At 42.8% G+C, this 17338-nt stretch carries 18 protein-coding genes; 15 read left to right on the top strand and 3 right to left on the bottom strand.

Translation table 11 applies throughout. From position 1 onward, the window contains the following. Positions 1-14: 14 nt before the first annotated feature. The gene (locus tag MP3633_RS13575; RefSeq protein WP_176335940.1) at positions 15-728 is read right to left on the bottom strand and encodes a GntR family transcriptional regulator; all 714 of its coding nucleotides are present in this window, start codon (positions 726-728) and stop codon (positions 15-17) included. 238 nt (positions 729-966) lie between these two features. On the opposite strand from MP3633_RS13575, the gene MP3633_RS13570 reads away from it, so the two are divergent. The 13 genes from MP3633_RS13570 to rpoS all read left to right on the top strand — a co-directional run bounded on the left by MP3633_RS13570 (position 967) and on the right by rpoS (position 13203). Next, a complete protein-coding gene (locus tag MP3633_RS13570) occupies positions 967-2073 on the top strand; it encodes an aromatic ring-hydroxylating oxygenase subunit alpha (RefSeq protein WP_176335939.1) in 1107 nt (368 codons plus the stop codon). Positions 2074-2146: 73 nt separating this feature from the next. Next, positions 2147-3103: a PDR/VanB family oxidoreductase gene (locus tag MP3633_RS13565; protein ID WP_176335938.1), complete on the top strand. Its 957-nt coding sequence runs from the start codon at positions 2147-2149 to the stop codon at positions 3101-3103. A 176-nt stretch (positions 3104-3279) separates the two neighbouring features. Then, on the top strand, positions 3280-4914 hold the full coding sequence (locus tag MP3633_RS13560; protein ID WP_176335937.1) for a CTP synthase: 1635 nt from the start codon (positions 3280-3282) through the stop codon (positions 4912-4914). Between the two features lie 51 nt (positions 4915-4965). Then, a complete protein-coding gene (eno, locus tag MP3633_RS13555; RefSeq protein ID WP_176335936.1) occupies positions 4966-6267 on the top strand; it encodes a phosphopyruvate hydratase in 1302 nt (433 codons plus the stop codon). Between the two features lie 122 nt (positions 6268-6389). Beyond that, on the top strand, positions 6390-6668 hold the full coding sequence (locus MP3633_RS13550) for a septum formation initiator family protein (protein WP_112137310.1): 279 nt from the start codon (positions 6390-6392) through the stop codon (positions 6666-6668). Next, positions 6665-7399, top strand: a complete 735-nt coding sequence (ispD, locus tag MP3633_RS13545; RefSeq protein ID WP_176335935.1) for a 2-C-methyl-D-erythritol 4-phosphate cytidylyltransferase — start codon at positions 6665-6667, stop codon at positions 7397-7399. Before MP3633_RS13550 ends, ispD begins: the two co-directional genes overlap by 4 nt. 16 nt (positions 7400-7415) lie before the next feature. Continuing rightward, the gene (gene ispF / locus MP3633_RS13540) at positions 7416-7922 is read left to right on the top strand and encodes a 2-C-methyl-D-erythritol 2,4-cyclodiphosphate synthase (protein ID WP_112137314.1); all 507 of its coding nucleotides are present in this window, start codon (positions 7416-7418) and stop codon (positions 7920-7922) included. Further along, positions 7919-9013, top strand: a complete 1095-nt coding sequence (gene truD / locus MP3633_RS13535) for a tRNA pseudouridine(13) synthase TruD (protein WP_176335934.1) — start codon at positions 7919-7921, stop codon at positions 9011-9013. Before ispF ends, truD begins: the two co-directional genes overlap by 4 nt. Beyond that, positions 8991-9737, top strand: coding sequence for a 5'/3'-nucleotidase SurE (gene surE, locus MP3633_RS13530; RefSeq protein WP_176335933.1), 747 nt, complete (start codon positions 8991-8993; stop codon positions 9735-9737). Before truD ends, surE begins: the two co-directional genes overlap by 23 nt. Next, entirely contained in the window at positions 9734-10399 is a 666-nt protein-coding gene (locus tag MP3633_RS13525) for a protein-L-isoaspartate(D-aspartate) O-methyltransferase (RefSeq protein WP_176335932.1), read from the top strand. Before surE ends, MP3633_RS13525 begins: the two co-directional genes overlap by 4 nt. After that, a complete protein-coding gene (locus MP3633_RS13520) occupies positions 10392-11321 on the top strand; it encodes a DUF368 domain-containing protein (RefSeq protein ID WP_176335931.1) in 930 nt (309 codons plus the stop codon). Before MP3633_RS13525 ends, MP3633_RS13520 begins: the two co-directional genes overlap by 8 nt. Positions 11322-11451: 130 nt before the next feature. Then, the gene (locus MP3633_RS13515; protein ID WP_239495712.1) at positions 11452-12186 is read left to right on the top strand and encodes a peptidoglycan DD-metalloendopeptidase family protein; all 735 of its coding nucleotides are present in this window, start codon (positions 11452-11454) and stop codon (positions 12184-12186) included. 27 nt (positions 12187-12213) lie between these two features. After that, positions 12214-13203: an RNA polymerase sigma factor RpoS gene (rpoS, locus tag MP3633_RS13510; protein WP_112137326.1), complete on the top strand. Its 990-nt coding sequence runs from the start codon at positions 12214-12216 to the stop codon at positions 13201-13203. Between the two features lie 109 nt (positions 13204-13312). Here rpoS and MP3633_RS13505 read toward each other — a convergent pair whose 3' ends face one another. Then, entirely contained in the window at positions 13313-14758 is a 1446-nt protein-coding gene (locus tag MP3633_RS13505; protein WP_176335930.1) for a YtjB family periplasmic protein, read from the bottom strand. A 145-nt stretch (positions 14759-14903) separates the two neighbouring features. On the opposite strand from MP3633_RS13505, the gene serB reads away from it, so the two are divergent. Both serB and MP3633_RS13495 read left to right on the top strand, forming a co-directional pair. Beyond that, positions 14904-15815, top strand: coding sequence for a phosphoserine phosphatase SerB (gene serB, locus MP3633_RS13500; protein WP_176335929.1), 912 nt, complete (start codon positions 14904-14906; stop codon positions 15813-15815). A 141-nt stretch (positions 15816-15956) separates the two neighbouring features. Beyond that, positions 15957-16877 (top strand): LysR family transcriptional regulator, encoded by a 921-nt coding sequence (locus MP3633_RS13495; RefSeq protein ID WP_244959649.1) that lies wholly within the window; start codon positions 15957-15959, stop codon positions 16875-16877. A gap of 19 nt (positions 16878-16896) precedes the next feature. Here the strand turns inward: MP3633_RS13495 and MP3633_RS13490 are convergent, their stop codons facing one another. After that, complete coding sequence (locus MP3633_RS13490; RefSeq protein WP_176335927.1) at positions 16897-17322, bottom strand: hypothetical protein; 426 nt, start codon at positions 17320-17322, stop codon at positions 16897-16899. Positions 17323-17338: the final 16 nt, after the last annotated feature.

Genomic DNA, 17338 nt, shown 5'->3' with positions numbered 1-17338 from the left:
TGAGCGCTTTGGATTCATTTTGATTGAATAATATGCATTTTGTCACCACTTTTTTCCATCTGCGAAAACGTTTTAGCATAACCTAGCGTGGCGTTGGCGTGTTCGCGCATAATCGCTTCGGCACGACTGCCTTGACCTTTGCTAATGGCATCAAAAACGGCATGGTGTTGCATGTGAGCAAAATTAAAACGCCGATACTCTTGCTTCAAATTATTACGATCAAATGCCAATGCGCTAACGGAAGCAAAAGGCAAATGTTCATTGCGACTTAACGCTTCGACAATCGCTGGGTTTTGGCTGGCGGTGATTATGATTTGATGAAAGCGCTGGTTAATATCGTGGTATTTGGTTAGATCATTTTCGTTAATAGTGCCAATTTCAAATAGCGCATCACCTTGCTTTAATAGTTGAATCAGCTCTTCTGTTTCCGCCGCCGACAACGCATTTTCAGCGGCTTGTCTTGCTGCTAGACCTTCTAATACGCCTCGTACTTCAATGGAACCACTTATTTCGAGCTGAGTAACTTGGCGGACGATGTAGCCACGTCCTGATAATTTGGTCAGTAAGCCTTCTTGCTCTAGGTTTCGAAAGGCAATGCGTACTGGTGTACGGGAAACGCCAAGTTGTTCCGAGGTTGGGATTTCAGCTAGGCGCTGTCCTGATTCTAGCTCGCCAGACAAAATCATTTGTCGTAATCGACTGATTACTTGTTGTCCTGGTTTACTCATTGGGAAACGCCCATCGTTTTGCCTCAGCCTTGTTTGTAAAAAAATAATCATAACGTAAACATGGAGAAATGTAACAATTGGATCCAATAGGGGAAACTTTTATTTATCAACTATTTAGTTTGATGGCTATTATTCATTATGCGTCTATTGGATCCAATAAATGCACAGATATATTGTTTTATGATTTTTTTACTCTATATTGGATCCAATATATAAAAATAAAAGCAGGAGAACTCCAATGAGTCAACAAACTTACCCTAAAAATACTTGGTATGTCGCAGCCATGTCAGAGGAGGTTGCGGGTAGCCAACCTCTTGGTCGTAAAATCTGTGGTGAAAACATCGCTTTTTACCGTTCCCATGACAATGAAATTGCTGCGATATTGGATTTTTGTCCCCACCGTGGAGCGGCGTTGTCATTGGGTTATGTGGAAGAAGGGCTTTTGGTGTGTGGTTACCATGGTTTAAAAATGGGCGCAGATGGTAAGACCAAAGAAATGCCTCTGCAGCGTATAAAAGGCTTTCCCTGCATGAAATCCTACGCGGTTGAAGAACGCTATGGTTTTATTTGGGTGTGGCCGGGCGATCAATCTCAAGCTGATAAAGCCTTGATTCCTCACTTAGCATGGGCGGTAAGTCCTGAGTGGGCTTATGGCGGCGGCTTGTATCATATCAACTGCGATTATCGTTTGATGGTTGATAACCTGATGGATTTGACCCATGAGACTTATGTGCATGCTAGCAGTATTGGTCAAAAAGAAATTGATGAGTCGCCCGTTTCCACCACAGTGGAAGGTGATATGGTTTTGACCAGTCGATTTATGGAAAATATTATGGCACCGCCGTTCTGGCAGGCAGCGCTTCGCGGCAATGGATTGGCTGATGATGTGCTGGTTGATCGTTGGCAGATTTGTCGTTTTACTCCGCCTTCTCATGTGATGATTGATGTTGGTGTCGCACATGCTGGAAATGGCGGTTTTGATGCACCAGCGGATAAAAAAGCCAGCAGTACAGTGGTTGATTTCATTACACCAGAAACAGAAACCTCTATTTGGTATTTCTGGGGTATGGCGCGTAATTTCAAACCAGAAGACCAAACGTTAACGGACGCTATTCGTGAAGGACAGGGCAAAATCTTTTCTGAAGATTTAGAAGTACTGGAGCGTCAACAGCAAAACTTATTGGCTTTTCCAGACTATGATTTATTAAAACTGGATATTGATGCGGGTGGCGTACAGTCAAGACGAGTGATTGATCGACTTATTACTAAAGAACAGGAGGTCAAAGAAAAGTTGAAGGTGCCAGCACCTCAGGCGAGTGCACCGCTTCAGACCGCATCATTTTAACTTAATCTATGCCAGCTAGGGAGTGACATAAGTTACTTCCTAGCTTTAAAAAATAATAGGTCAGGAGAGCTAGATGATCCCGGTAGTGGTAAGAAATATTGTGACTGAAGCACAAGGTGTGGTGCGAGTTGTTTTAGGCAGTACGGATGGGGCAGCGTTGCCGGATTTTGAGGCGGGCGCCCATATAGATGTGCATTTGCCTGGCGGTTTGATTCGTCAGTATTCCTTATGTCGAATGCAAGCTGAGGCCCAGTATTACGAAATTGCCGTTTTAAAAGATCCGCAATCAAGAGGTGGTTCTGCAGCGATTCATCAATTAGCGATTGGTCATAGTTTGTTCATAAGCCCGCCGAAAAATCATTTTTCTTTGGTAAAAACCAAGCGCAATAGTTTGTTGGTTGCTGGTGGTATTGGCGTAACGCCTATGTTGCCGATGGCGCAGCAATTAGAGAAGATGGGTTTGCCCTTTGAGTTTCATTATTGTGCGAAATTGCCCGAAACGGCGGCGTTTTCAGCGGCACTGGAAAAAAGTTCATTTGCTACAAAAATGCATTTCCATTACAGCCAAGTGGCTGGTTCTGGTCGCATGGATGTGGTGAATGTATTGTCGTGCCATTCGAATGACTCTGAACTGTATGTTTGTGGTCCTGCTGAGTTTATTAATTATGTTTTGCTGCAGGCAAAAATGCTTGGTTGGCCAGAAGAGCGTTTACATCGTGAGTTTTTTTCGGCACCGATCGTAGACGAAGCAATGAGTGAAAACACAGCCTTTAAAGTCAAAATTCACAGCACGGGTGAGATGTTTGATGTCGAGGCCGATCAGAGTATTTTTGAGGTCTTGGATAATAATGGTGTTTTCCTTGCCGTTTCTTGTGAATCTGGCGTTTGCGGTAGCTGTCAAACGGGTGTGATCGATGGTATTCCAGATCATAGAGATGTTTTTTTAACAGATACAGAACATGCTCAAGGCAAGTTAGTGATGCCTTGCTGTTCTCGTTCTAGAACACCTGTCTTGGAGTTAGACTTATAATCTTATTTCAACGGGCATTATTTTTGTTGGTGTGAATCCTTCACTCAATGTAAAACAGCTGTGTTTTACATTGAGTGAAGGGGCTCACGATGTTATTATTTTCACCCGTCCTGAAGGCGCATTTATATGTGTCATCAAATCTCATTTTTTCACATTTTAAGGCGGGTTAAACACTCATGGCGACACGATATATTTTCGTTACAGGCGGTGTAGTTTCATCTCTTGGTAAAGGCTTGGCAGCAGCCTCTTTGGCGGCCATCCTTGAATCTCGTGGTCTAAAAGTCACCATGCTAAAGCTAGATCCTTACATCAATGTGGATCCTGGCACGATGAGTCCTTTCCAGCACGGCGAAGTGTATGTCACAGAAGACGGCGCTGAAACTGACCTAGATCTTGGCCATTACGAGCGTTTTATTTCCACTAAAATGGGCAAGCGCAATAACTTCACCAGTGGTCGTGTTTATCAACATGTTCTTAAAAAAGAACGCCGTGGTGAATACCTTGGTGGAACCGTTCAGGTTATTCCTCACATTACTGATGAAATCAAACGACGTATTATTTCTGGTGCTGAAGGCGCAGACGTAGCGTTAGTTGAAATTGGCGGTACTGTTGGTGATATCGAATCACAACCTTTCTTAGAAGCCATTCGTCAGTTAAGAGTAGAATTAGGGGCGCGTCGTGCATTGTTTATGCATTTGACATTGGTTCCTTACATTCGTACGGCGGGTGAAACAAAAACCAAGCCAACTCAGCATTCCGTGAAAGAGCTTCGTTCTATCGGTATTCAACCTGATATTCTTATTTGTCGTTCTGAGGTGTCTATTGAAGCGCCAGAGCGTAAGAAAATTGCGTTGTTTACTAGTGTTGAAGAGCGTGCGGTTATTTCTCTTCCAGATGCTGATACCATTTACCGTATTCCTCAAATGTTGAATGACCAAGGCTTGGATAGCTTGATTGTTGAATATTTTAATCTAGATTGCGATATGCCGAATCTGGATATTTGGAACAAGGTTACTCAAGCGAAACTGAACCCAGAGAAGCAAGTCAATATCGCCATGGTGGGAAAATACATGGAGTTGTTGGATGCTTATAAATCTTTGATTGAAGCCATGGATCATGCTGGTATTCATGCTCGTACCAAAGTCAAACTTCACTACATTGATTCTGAAAGCATCGAAGAAAAAGGTACAGAGTGCCTAAAAGGAATGGACGCAATTCTTGTTCCTGGTGGTTTTGGTGAGCGTGGTGTAGAAGGTAAGATATTGACAGCTCAGTATGCTCGTGAAAACAAAGTGCCTTACTTAGGTATTTGTTTGGGTATGCAAGTGGCGGTTATCGAATTTGCTCGTAATGTGGCAAATTTAGCCGGTGCTCACAGCACCGAGTTTAATTTAAAAGCAGAGAACCCAGTCGTTGGTCTGATTACAGAATGGACGAATGCAGAGGGTTCCAAAGAAATCCGGTCAGAGGAATCCGATCTAGGCGGTACGATGCGTCTTGGTGCGCAGAACTGTAATTTGACAGAGGGCACAAAAGCCTTTGATGCTTACGGTAAAGCAGTGATTAAAGAGCGCCATCGTCATCGTTATGAAGTGAATAACTTTTATGTAGCTGGGTTAGAGAAAGCAGGTCTGACGATTTCAGGTCGTTCAGAAGACAACTCTTTGGTTGAGATGATAGAAATTGCAGATCATCCTTGGTTTGTCGCTTGTCAGTTCCACCCAGAATTCACTTCTACGCCTAGATATGGACACGGCCTGTTCAGTGCCTTTGTACATGCGGCATTGAAATATGCAGGAAAAGAAAAATAAGTAGAGCAAACAAGCAGTTTGTGATTCTTCATTTATTTTAAGAGGTTTGTTATGAGTCAAATCGTTGATATCAAAGCCAGAGAAGTTTTAGATTCTCGTGGTAATCCTACCGTTGAAGCTGATGTTATTTTGGCAGACGGCTCCGTAGGTTCAGCGTGTGCACCGTCTGGTGCCTCTACCGGTTCTCGTGAAGCTTTGGAATTACGTGATGGCGACAAAAGCCGTTACTTAGGTAAAGGTGTATTAAAAGCGGTTGCCGCGGTAAACGGTCCAATCCGTGGAGCTTTGATCGGCAAAGATGCGCTTGCTCAAGCCGAACTTGATCAAGTCATGATTGATCTTGATGGCACTGAAAACAAATCCACTTTTGGTGCGAATGCTATTTTGGCGGTTTCTTTGGCAGCGGCGAAAGCTGCGGCGATTTCTAAGAAAGTACCATTGTATGCTCACATTGCAGATATTAACGGAACGCCAGGTGTTTACTCTATGCCTGTGCCAATGATGAACATCATCAATGGCGGCGAGCACGCAGACAACAACGTTGATATCCAAGAATTTATGATTCAGCCTGTTGGCGCGCCAAACTTCCGTGAAGCATTGCGTTACGGCGCTGAAATCTTTCATGCGCTGAAAAAAGTATTGAGCGATCGTGGTCTAAGCACAGCCGTTGGTGATGAAGGCGGTTTCGCGCCAAACCTTTCTTCTAATGCGGAAGCATTGGCTGTTATCAAAGAAGCGGTAGGCGTTGCTGGTTATGAGCTTGGTAAAGACATCACTTTAGCAATGGATTGTGCTGCGTCTGAGTTTTATGACAAAGAAGAAAATATTTATAATCTTAAGGGTGAAGGAAAAAAATTCACTTCTGAAGAATTTAATTTTTTCTTACAAGACCTTACTAAACAGTATCCAATTGTTTCTATCGAAGATGGTCTTGACGAATCTGACTGGGATGGTTTTGCGCATCAAACTAAACTAATGGGTGATAAAATCCAATTAGTAGGTGATGATCTGTTTGTAACAAACACTAAGATTCTAAAGCGTGGTATCGACAACGGTATTGCCAACTCAATCTTAATTAAGTTTAACCAAATCGGTAGTTTAACAGAGACGTTAGCAGCCATAAAAATGGCTAAAGACGCTGGTTTCACGGTTGTTATTTCTCACCGTTCTGGTGAAACAGAAGATGCGACAATCGCCGATTTGGCCGTCGGTACAGCCGCAGGTCAAATTAAGACTGGCTCACTATGCCGCTCTGATCGTGTTGCTAAGTACAACCAATTGTTGCGAATTGAAGAGCAACTGGGTGGTAAAGCGCCTTATAAAGGTCTTTCTGAGATCAAAGGTCAGGCGTAATCACGCTTTGATCTAAAAGGGGAGAACCAAGTTCTCCCCTTTTTTTATATTTTTTTGGTTCAATTCCTTTGCTTTTAATTTTATGGTAAGGGTAATGTTTTTCTTAGGTCGTAGAGGATGTTATGGCGCGTTTGTTACTTGTCTTTTTTGTCTGTGCCATCGGCTATCAATCCTACCATTTGTATTTTGGTGAGCAGGGCGTTAAGCGTCAAGAGGAGTTAGCAAAGCAAATTGCCTATCAAGAGCGCATTAACCTACGCCTGAAACATCGAAATCAAGCGCTTAGAGCACAAGTTCATGATCTGCGACTTGGAGAAGAGGCGGTAGAAGAGCATGTTCGCAGTGAACTTCAATATATAAAAGATGGCGAAGTCTTTTATCGCATGGTGAATAAAAAATGATGCCGCCATTGTGGGTTATCATTCCCGCCGCCGGCGTAGGTCAGCGTATGCAGGCCAACTGCCCGAAACAATATTTATTACTTGCTGGCCAAACCATTCTAGATCGCACTATCAATATTTTTATGTCACACCCTCGTATTGCCGGCGTGATTGTTGGTGTTAGCGCAGATGATGCTTATTGGTCAGACTCTAAATGGCATAATCATGATTTTGTGCACACGTTTGTAGGGGGAAGTGAGCGTAGCGATACTGTGCAAAAAGGCTTGCGTTACATGATGGATGTCACGGGTATCCAGCAACAAGATGTCTTGGTTCACGATGCGGCGCGACCTTTGTTAACGTATGCGGCACTGGATCGAATTATTGATCATTCCTCCAGACAGGGTGCGATCTTGGCTATGCCAGTTAAAGATACCGTGAAGCTTCAAGTTTCTGGTCAAGTGTCGGTTGAAACAACGCTTGACCGGAGTAATATCTGGTTGGCCCAAACGCCACAGAAATTCCCCTCCCAAGCACTCTCAAATGCCTTAGAAAAAGCACACATTGAAGGCGTGTCCGTAACCGATGAGTGCTCTGCGATGGAGTTTGTTGGTTGGCATCCAGATCTTGTGGTGGGAGAGAGTAGTAATATCAAAGTGACATTACCTGAAGACCTTCAGATTGCAGAGGCGCTTTTTGCTTACCTTTCAAAGACAAGTCTTTCAAATTTAAATATAGAGTGCAGTCCATAGCAAAGGAGTAATTATCATGATGCCGTTTCGTATTGGTCATGGTTTTGATGTTCATAAATTTGGTGAAGGTGATCACATTGTGTTGGGTGGTGTGTCTATTCCCTACTCCCAAGGGCTGATTGCCCATTCCGATGGTGATGTCGCTCTACATGCATTGACAGATGCCCTGCTTGGCGCAGCAGCGCTTGGCGACATAGGTAAGCACTTTCCAGATACTGATGCCGATTTTGCTGGCGCCGACAGTCGTCTTTTATTGAAACGCGCTTATCAACAAATACAGTCACTTGGCTTTGAGGTTGGTAATGTCGATATCACGATTATTGCAGAGGCACCAAAAATGCGTCCTTATATTGATGTCATGCGCGCGAATATAGCGGCAGACTTAGCGGTGAATATCGATGCTATCAATGTGAAGGCAACGACAACGGAAAAGCTGGGCTTTACGGGTCGTAAAGAAGGTATTGCGGTTGAGGCCGTCGCGCTTATTTTTAAACAGGCTCATTTTAATCAAGGTAATGTATGAATACCGAATGGCGATACGCTTGGTCTAAGCCAACAGTCTTAGGGGATTTAAAAACCCATATACAAGACTTTTATGTTGAAGAGCAGTTAGGGTTTGAGCCTGATGACAAAGGCGAATTTTGTTATGTTTTCATTGAAAAACAAGGCGTGAACACAGATTTCCTTGCGAAACGCTTGGCCGAAATAACAGGTATTGCACCCAATAAAGTGACTTACAGCGGTGTTAAAGATCGACATGCTTGTACTCGCCAATGGTTTTGTTTGCATGTTTTGAATCAAGAGGCGGATTTTTCGGCTATTCAGGACGCTTTTAGGGAGCCTGAAAGTGTTCGTGTGATTGCGCAACTACGCCATTCTAAAAAGCTGCGCACGGGAGCGCATTTGTCGAACCGCTTTGTTATTCGTTTACGTGAAGTGGTTGGTGATTTAGATGAGCTTGAAGGGCGTTTGAATCTGATTAAACAAGGTGGCGTGCCTAATTATTATGGCCCGCAACGCTTCGGCATAAACGGTAATAATTTGCACCACGGCAAGGGGTTTGTTCTGAAAGGGCGGCAAAGTCGCCGTAAATTGCCGAAGACAGAATCCTTTTGGTTATCGGCTATTCGCTCTTGGTGTTTTAATGAGGCATTAAGCGATCAAGTTGAAAACGGCATGTGGTCACGTCTATGCGATGGTGATATTGCTCAGTTTCAGCATAAACATGAACAGTTCCGAGTCAAAGAGATTGGTGCGTTGATGCATCTTAATGTGATGCGTGGTGAGATAAGCCCCGTATTGCCACTTATCAGCGAAGGTTGGGAGGCTGGCACGGGGCCCCAACGTGAAGCGGCCATTAAGAAATCTTTAACGGAAAGTATGGATTTGGTCAATGCACTCATCGCGTTTGATCTTTCAAGGGACAGCCGCTTGGCGCGTCTTGTGCCGATGAATATGGCGTGGGAATTGCTAAGAGATAATGAAGGGAGTGCGCAGTTGATCGTGGAATTCTCGTTACCAAAAGGGTGTTTTGCGACCAGCGTTTTGCGCGAAATGATCGATTTTACAGATAAGTCAGCAGAGAAACATCATGAGAGTATTGATCGCCAATGATGATGGGTTTGACGCGGTTGGTATACAAATACTTGCTCAACGTTTACAGCAAGAGTATGACATTTTAGTCGTAGCACCGGATCGTAATCGTAGTGGTGCGAGTAACTCTTTGACTTTGACTCGTCCAGTACAGCCTATTAAGGTTGAAAAAAATAGATATCGAGTCGATGGCACTCCGACGGATTGTGTTAATTTGGCGTTGTCAGGAATGATTGATGGTGATGTGGACTTGGTGATTTCGGGCATTAATCACGGCGCCAACTTGGGTGACGATGTGATTTACTCGGGCACTGTCGCGGCGGCGATGGAAGCTCGTCACTTAGGTCGTCCTGCGTTGGCGGTGTCCTTAGTTGGCTATAAGTATTTTGAGACGGCTGCAGAGGTCGTAGTACGGCTGATGAAGGACTCTCATACACTTGCCTTGCCTGCTGGTATTCTATTGAATATCAATGTACCAGACGTTCCTTATAATGAGTTAAAAGGCATTCAGGTTACGCGTCTCGGCTACCGCCATAAAGCGCAAGCGCCGGTCTGTGCTAAGCATCCACGAGGGTTGCCCAGTTTTTGGATTGGGGCATTGTCTGATCCACATGATGCATCAGAAGGAACCGATTTTTGTGCCGTGGAAAATGGCTATGTCTCTATCACTCCCATTCATACGGATATGACCTGCTACGAAGCAAAATTACCGCTGGAAAAATGGACTGACACTGTAACTTTATGAGCCAACATGATCTTAATTGGTTAGTCACACACACTGAACCAAAAGCCTCCAAAATGATTCATCAGCTTAGAGAGCAAGGTGTTACTCACGAAGAGCTGTTGGCCTTGATGGGTACCCTTCCTCGTCATGAGTTTGTTGAGCCGGCATTTTCGCATTTAGCGTATTCCGCTACGCCGCTCCCTATTGGTCGAAATCAGACCATCAGTCAACCACTTACCGTAGCAAGGATGACCGAGTGGCTTTTGGCGTATTCTCGGCTGGGGCGTGTGTTGGAAATTGGCACTGGATCAGGTTATCAAACTCGAATATTGGCGCACTTTTTTAATAAAGTTCACACGGTTGAGCGGCAACAATCTCTGCATTTACAAGCTAAGCATCGTTTGTTCTCGATGGGCGTCAATAATGTTGAGTGCTTATTTGGTGACGGACAGGCTGGTTGGCCTAATAAAGTGGAAATGGACGCGGTTATTATTACCGCCATGGCGAGTAAAATTCCATTGGCATTAACCCATTGCCTTAAGCAGCAAGGCATTTTAATTATGCCAATTGATCACCCTAGTCCTCAGATAGGCTGCTGGCGGAAAGAGGGTGATCGTTGGAAATGTTTAGGGACAGAAGCTGCGTCTTTTGTGCCTTTATTAGAAGGAATTGAACATGCCTAAATGGCTGAAAGTGTATTTGAGTGGCGTATTAATGGGAGCAGCAGATGTTGTCCCCGGTGTTTCTGGTGGGACGATTGCTTTTATTTTAGGCGTTTATGACCGTTTGATTAGTGCGTTAAGCGGGGTTAATAAAGACAGTTTAGGTATGTTGGTAAAAGGGGATGTAAAAGCCTTGTGGCGCCATTTTGATGGGGCTTTTTTACTGTCATTAGGCGCGGGTATTATCACGAGTATCTTTTTGATCGCCGGAGTGATTACACATCTTTTGGCGGTTTATCCAATTTATTTGTGGAGCTTCTTTTTTGGTCTTATTTTGGCATCCGCCTATTTTTTGATTAATCAAATTGTAGGTTTTTCATGGCGTCATTTTGGAAGCCTTATGGTAGGAGTGATACTCGGGACCAGCCTATCATTACTTGTTCCTACCCAATTTAATACATCATTGGTGATGGTTTTTTTCTCTGGCATGATCGCTATTTGTGCCATGATATTACCAGGCATTTCTGGCAGTTTTTTATTGCTTATAATGGGCATGTACGGATTTATTTTATCAGCGATTAAAAGTTTTGATATTACTGTTATCCTGATTTTCTCAGCCGGCGCTTTGATTGGTCTATTAAGCTTCTCTAAAGTTCTACATTATTTACTGGGTCATGCCCGCGCAATGACGTTGTCATTCCTTACAGGGACTATGTTAGGAGCTTTAGTAAAGGTCTGGCCATGGAAAATTACCGATACCTGGAGTGTGATTGGTAATAAAAAGCTACCACTAGAAGAGCATCTTATTCTACCTTGGGACTTACCAAATTTTTACTGGTTGACGGATTTTTTACTTCCATCGGTGTTTATTTTTATTGGTTTTTTGAGTGTGGTTCTTATTTCTTACATATTTTTACGAAACTCGACAAATAGTAATAATTAACTTGAATTGAATCCTGAGGAAAAGAATTATCTTTAGCAGTGTCTTTAAAAATCACGATTTTTTATCGCTAACTTGGTCAACAAGTCTGCTCATTTTTTTGTGTCTTTTATTGACTGGATGCTCTTATGAAGTGCTTCATTATTCTGCAAAAAGCAATCGAACTTATGCATCAAATAATGCTAGTGTTTCTTCTGTTCCATCATCAGGTGTTCATCGTGTTCAAAGTGGTGAAACCTTGTTTTCTATCGCTTTTCGATATGGATTGGATTATAGAGAGTTGGCTCAATCCAATCGTATCGATGCGCCTTATACTATCTATCCTAAACAAAAAATCCGCCTAAGTGGTGCGAAAAAAACGACTTCAGCGATTGCTAATAATTCAACAAAAACGTCACCGCCGATTGTTGAGAATGTGAAAAATACCTCATCAGTACCTACTGCCGTTGTTTCTACAAAAAGACCCACTAAGTTGCCAAAAAGCGACATAATATCTGGTGATTGGGCTTGGCCTGTTGATGGTGAAGTCTCAAGGGGGTTTTCAAATGCTGGCGTTAGTAGTAAAGGTATAGATATAAAAGCTAAGCAAGGAGCATTGGTAAAAGCGGCTGCAGATGGAACCGTTGTTTATGCGGGCAGTGGTCTTATTGGGTATGGAAACCTTGTTATCGTGAAGCATAATGATGTATATCTAAGTGCTTATGCGTACAACGAAAGAATTTTAGTTAAAGAAAAACAAAATGTTCGAGCTGGCGATTCACTTGCTGTTATTGGCGGTAAGGGAAATGATAGACCGTTACTTCACTTTGAGGTTCGTCGTGATGGTCAGCCGATCGATCCGCTAGATGTTTTACCCAAAATAAATTAAGCGAAGTTGGCGTTTTAAGGAGGGGACATGAAGTTGGCAAATATGGATAAAGAAGCAGCTAAAGTTTCGAACACGACAGATTTTGATCTTGATGATTATGCGGATGAAGAGCTTGCTGAGCAAGCGTTTGAGTCGGCAGTAAATGCTCGCTATGCTGAGGCAGATACGAGTCGGAATCTCGATGTTACTCAGCTTTATTTGAGTGAGATCGGTTTCTCTCCACTGCTCACAGCGGAAGAGGAGGTGTATTTTTCTAGACTTGCTCTTAAAGGCGATGAAAAGGCGCGTAAGCGCATGATAGTAAGCAACCTGCGTTTGGTTGTGAAGATCTCTCGTCGTTACTTAAATCGAGGCTTATCGTTGCTGGATCTTATTGAAGAGGGAAACCTTGGATTGATTCGAGCGGTAGAAAAGTTTGATCCTGAACGTGGCTTTCGTTTTTCAACGTACGCTACATGGTGGATACGACAAACGATTGAACGTGCCATCATGAATCAGACTCGAACCATTCGTTTGCCGATTCATGTCGTCAAAGAGCTTAATGTGTATTTACGAGCCGCTCGAGAGTTGACACAAAAACTGGATCACGAACCGAGTTCAGAAGAAATTGCAGAAATGCTTGATTGCCCTGTTGAAGATGTACAAAAGATGCTTGGCCTCAACGAAAAGGTAAGTTCTATTGATGCGACCTTTGGTGGGGAGAATAACGACAAAAGTTTGGTGGAAATTCTGGCAGACACGCTTCATCAAGGTCCAGAAGCGGACCGCCAAGACGGAGATGTACTACACAGTATTGAGCTTTGGCTGGATGAATTGAGTGAAAAACAGTGCGAAGTCATTACGCGTAGGTTTGGATTACGTGGTCATGAGGCCAGTACGCTTGAGCATGTGGGTGCCGAAATTGGTTTAACGCGAGAGCGTGTTCGACAAATTCAAGTTGAGGCACTTCGTAAACTGCGCCTGATTATGGATAAGGAAGGTTTGTCGTTAGATGACGTGATACGTTTTGATAACTGATTAGACCGTCACTTCCAAATAAAAAGGCCCGCTTTATACGGGTCTTTTTTTTGCCTGTACTTTTTCCGCCTGTAATTTTTTTTTGCTTGTAATGTATTTCTCATGAATTCTATAGCATGTCTTTTTGTAGATTTGGCTCAGTAATTTCAACAATATGTTGCTGGATTTGTTTTTTATATTTGTCAGACATGCCTTTCACTTCATAGGCTAAGACCTCCTTTCCATCATTTTCAATAATCTCTGGAAGGCCTGTAAAAACACGGTTTTGTATGTGGGATAAGGTGAAAATATCATCACTAATGACCAGTTTATTAATACTTTCCGATTGTTTTAATTGATGGACATTATTTAAAAGTATGTCGACTTTATCTGGCTCGAAATGGTTTTCCTTCACCATATTAGTAAGCTGAGCATTACCTTGATGGAGCCCTAAGTGAAAGTTAAGTTTTGAGGTGTCTTTATAGAGTTCATTTTCCAATAATTTATCAACTAAGCCTAAGAAAAGTTGAGCGGTACTCACGGCGTTAAGGTAAAGCTTATCTTCACAATTGTGGGCACTGAAAAGTATGACAGCCGAATCGTTTTTGTACTGATGCACTTGTCCCAAGTAGATTTCGCTGGCTTGAAAAATGGCTCGATAAATGGGTGTTAATAAATTTGCCACTTGCAGAGGTGTCATGTCTTCATGCCATTTTTCTATGTTCAGAATGTCAAAATAAAGAAGACAACTGCGCTGTTTGGATTCTTCGAATATGGCATCGAAATTGATCTCAAACTGAGCTTTTTTTACGGCGGCAATAATGTCTATGTCTGCTACCGGTTTTGTTGATTTTTCTACGACTTCTTTAGGTGGTTTTAAGGCTTGTATCGCTTCAACCGCGTTATGGAGTTCTCTTGCTTCTTTATAAATCGGCGTCACTAGCGGGTTTTTATGCAGGCCTTTGCTATAAGTAATAAGCGCAGAAGAGGCTTCATTGATTGGCGTAAAAAGCCACCTTGTTATTAAAATGATGAACAATAGCGAAATGGTGCTGATGAAAATAGCAACGCCAATTAATAGATTATTAAGGTGCTGTAACGTGGCCTGAGCGGGGGTCTTGTCCAGTGTAATCAATACATGACCGACAATTTCATCTCTAAACTTTATGCTCGAACTGTAAACTCGGCGTTTATCGTTTGGCCGAAAATCGCCTTCTGATTGCCGTCCTGAGTTATCACTGTCTGCTTCAGCAAGTAATTCGTCTTTTTTATTGTAAACTCGAGCGCTTAAAATATTGTCATCGACAACCAAACGATTGAGCAATACATTTAAACTTAGTAAGTCATTGGTGAGTATGGATTGTGTGGCATTAAAGGCAGCTTGAGTTGCTAAGCTACTGCCTAGTACTTCGGTTTGTTGAGATAAATAGTTTCCCAATGCGTGGGTCATGGTATACCAAAAAATGCACACGGTGAGCACCATAAGCGCAATAAAGGTGGCAACGGTGACAACGGAGGCACTCAGTTTTTTGCGTATAAAAGCGGTGAGGGGCTTAGTTTTAGGTTGGGTGTCCATTCACTTCCTTTGGGTAACTCGTAAAACAATGACTAAAGTATACACATCATAACGGCCGTTTTCTGAATTCTTTAAAGTAGAACAGGTGCTTAGCGAAAAGAAAACGATTTGCTATAGTAGGCGTCTTATTGAATTTGGAGTGTTTATGTCTGCCAGTATTACTCTTATGGGGTCTTTGAGCCCTGAATACCTTGATCAATTTAGCGTCTGGTTAGACAAATGCGGACTAAAGGGCGCACCACGTCGATTGACGGATAATCAAGATTTGGTTTCTGTTGTACAAGTGGTACTAGAAAGCGAGGCTGTGAACAGTGCATCAATTCGAACTGAACTTTTAGCCTTGTCTGATAGCACGGGAGTTGACCATATATATCAGTCGACTATGTTAGACATCCACACAGTTGGTGTGGCGGTTTTTGATATGGATTCAACACTGATTAAAGCGGAAGTTATGGATGAATTAGCCGTAGAGGCCGGTATTGGAGAGCAGATCTCTGCGGTGACGGCGAGTGCAATGCGAGGAGAGATTGATTTTGTAGAAAGTTTCGTACAGCGGTTGGCACTTTTAAAAGGTTTGAGTAGTGAGGTCATGGACGGTGTGTATCACAGAATTCAGCACATGGATGGTATTGGAACCTTGATGTCCGCTTTACATCATTATGGGTGGCACACGGCTATTTTATCTGGCGGCTTTACCTATTTTGCGGATCGAGTCCAAGTGGAATATGGTATGACGGAAGTGCATGCTAATGTTTTAGAAATCCAAGATGGTGAGTTAACCGGTAAGCATTTAGGCGCGATTGTTGATGGTGAGCGCAAGAAACTTTTATTGACGAACATCGTTGAAGAGCAAGGTGTTGATTGGAAGCAATCCATAGCGTGTGGAGATGGTGCCAATGATTTGTTGATGTTGAATCATGCCGCTTTAGGCGTGGCTTTGCATGCGAAACCTTTGGTTCGAGAGCAGGCTCCATGCCCAATGAATAATCTTGGCTTAGAAGGTATTTTGTATTTGTTAGGCATGACGTCTGCACAGATTCGTGCGCTGTCTGTTTAGTAATGACGATGAAAGAAAATGCGTTGTTGTTATCGTTTGGTGGTGATTTTTTACGCTCAAGATAGAGACTGCTATTGTCATCTCTAAAAGCTTGTTATGATTCTCTGTTATAACTATAACAAGCTTGGGCGAGGTGTTGTTTTGTCAGAAATAAGATTGTCTGATATCGATTTGAATTTACTGTATGTCTTTCAGGTTTTAATCGAAGAACTTAATGTGACAAAAGCCGCGACGCGACTCAGTGTTTCCCAGCCTGCTGTTAGCCGGTCATTATCGCGGTTACGGGATGTGTTCGACGACCCATTGTTTATCCGAACCTCTCATGGTCTTTCCGCTACCGCTAAGACTCAGAACCTAGCGCCGCTTTTAGCAGATACGCTAAAAGGGCTTGAAAGCCTGATTCAACCCAGTGAATTCACTCCACAAACCAGTAAGCGTCGTTTTATTCTGTCGACCACTGACTTTGGTACTTTGACTGTTTTACCTAAAATCCTCGATCAATTTCGTCAAGAAGCGCCAGGCGCTATTTTAGACGTTAAATCCTGGAATGAAGATATGGTGACAGAGTTGGATCAAACCAGTATCGATGTTGCGGTCGCTGTTTTATCGAAAGAGCCGCCTGCGGCGATTCGTGCAATGCGTTTGAAAAGCGATTCTATGGTGTGTTTGGCTCGTAAAAATCACCCAGATATTCAAGATGCTTTAACATTGGATAGCTATTTGAAGGCCAATCATGTGCAAGTTGTATTAGGTCGAAGAGAGTATTTTGCAGTTGATCGCGAACTAGACAAAATGGGGTATAAACGGCAGGTTTCTGTTCATTTACCGAATTTTGTCCCAGCGGCAAGAGTTGTTATGGACAGCGATTTATTATTGACCGTACCGAGGCTTTTTGCAGAGGATATGGTGGAAACGGTATCTGAAATAGTGTTGCATGAACTGCCATTTATTACTCGAGAGTTTGATTATTCGATGATTTGGCATGAACGTTTCCAACATGACGCAGCTCATGTCTGGTTTCGAGGGTTATTGAGAAAAGCTTTTGTCGACGCTTCAGCCTGATATGTATTGTTAACGCTTATCAAGTAGGACTTGATAAGCGTGTTATCCATTCTTTGGTTAATACTTCCACTAGGCTATATCGTCTAAGTGTCATTGCTTCTTCTAAATTTACAAAGCTTTCCTCTAAATAGTCGTGGAGTATCTTGTCTCGCAATACGACCAGAAACTTAATTTGTTCTGCTTGCTCATAGGTCACATCCTTATTCAAAATAAGCGCATGAAGGACTTCTTTTCGTGAAGAAATATCTGTTTTGTAATGATGCTTCAAAACATACCGAGCAAGGTCTAGCATAGAAGCGACAAGCAATTGAAATGAATGCTCGATCACCATTATTTCGTCTTTAGAATATGCCACTGAAGCAGATCTTTTTCTAAAGGCATCAAGGCGCTTTATCATTGCGTGCTGATGTTCATAAAGGGAGGTTTCCCACTCTACGTCTCTCATTATTATTGCCTTCTAG

Origin of the sequence: Marinomonas primoryensis (assembly GCF_013372285.1) — a bacterium.
Classification (GTDB): Bacteria; Pseudomonadota; Gammaproteobacteria; order Pseudomonadales; family Marinomonadaceae; genus Marinomonas; species Marinomonas primoryensis.
Note: the sequence above shows the minus strand (reverse complement) of the source record. Positions and strands in the feature narration are given on the sequence as shown.

What these genes read in the sequence shown, in the direction of transcription:
- MP3633_RS13520 (WP_176335931.1), top strand. Translation starts at nt 10,392, where the DNA reads ATGCCTAAATGGCTGAAAGTGTATTTGAGTGGCGTATTAATGGGAGCA.
- ispF (WP_112137314.1), top strand. Translation starts at nt 7,416, where the DNA reads ATGATGCCGTTTCGTATTGGTCATGGTTTTGATGTTCATAAATTTGGT.
- MP3633_RS13505 (WP_176335930.1), bottom strand. Translation starts at nt 14,758, where the DNA reads ATGGACACCCAACCTAAAACTAAGCCCCTCACCGCTTTTATACGCAAA.
- rpoS (WP_112137326.1), top strand. Translation starts at nt 12,214, where the DNA reads ATGAAGTTGGCAAATATGGATAAAGAAGCAGCTAAAGTTTCGAACACG.
- ispD (WP_176335935.1), top strand. Translation starts at nt 6,665, where the DNA reads ATGATGCCGCCATTGTGGGTTATCATTCCCGCCGCCGGCGTAGGTCAG.
- MP3633_RS13575 (WP_176335940.1), bottom strand. Translation starts at nt 728, where the DNA reads ATGAGTAAACCAGGACAACAAGTAATCAGTCGATTACGACAAATGATT.
- surE (WP_176335933.1), top strand. Translation starts at nt 8,991, where the DNA reads ATGAGAGTATTGATCGCCAATGATGATGGGTTTGACGCGGTTGGTATA.
- MP3633_RS13560 (WP_176335937.1), top strand. Translation starts at nt 3,280, where the DNA reads ATGGCGACACGATATATTTTCGTTACAGGCGGTGTAGTTTCATCTCTT.
- eno (WP_176335936.1), top strand. Translation starts at nt 4,966, where the DNA reads ATGAGTCAAATCGTTGATATCAAAGCCAGAGAAGTTTTAGATTCTCGT.
- MP3633_RS13550 (WP_112137310.1), top strand. Translation starts at nt 6,390, where the DNA reads ATGGCGCGTTTGTTACTTGTCTTTTTTGTCTGTGCCATCGGCTATCAA.
- MP3633_RS13565 (WP_176335938.1), top strand. Translation starts at nt 2,147, where the DNA reads ATGATCCCGGTAGTGGTAAGAAATATTGTGACTGAAGCACAAGGTGTG.
- serB (WP_176335929.1), top strand. Translation starts at nt 14,904, where the DNA reads ATGTCTGCCAGTATTACTCTTATGGGGTCTTTGAGCCCTGAATACCTT.
- MP3633_RS13570 (WP_176335939.1), top strand. Translation starts at nt 967, where the DNA reads ATGAGTCAACAAACTTACCCTAAAAATACTTGGTATGTCGCAGCCATG.
- MP3633_RS13525 (WP_176335932.1), top strand. Translation starts at nt 9,734, where the DNA reads ATGAGCCAACATGATCTTAATTGGTTAGTCACACACACTGAACCAAAA.
- MP3633_RS13490 (WP_176335927.1), bottom strand. Translation starts at nt 17,322, where the DNA reads ATGAGAGACGTAGAGTGGGAAACCTCCCTTTATGAACATCAGCACGCA.
- truD (WP_176335934.1), top strand. Translation starts at nt 7,919, where the DNA reads ATGAATACCGAATGGCGATACGCTTGGTCTAAGCCAACAGTCTTAGGG.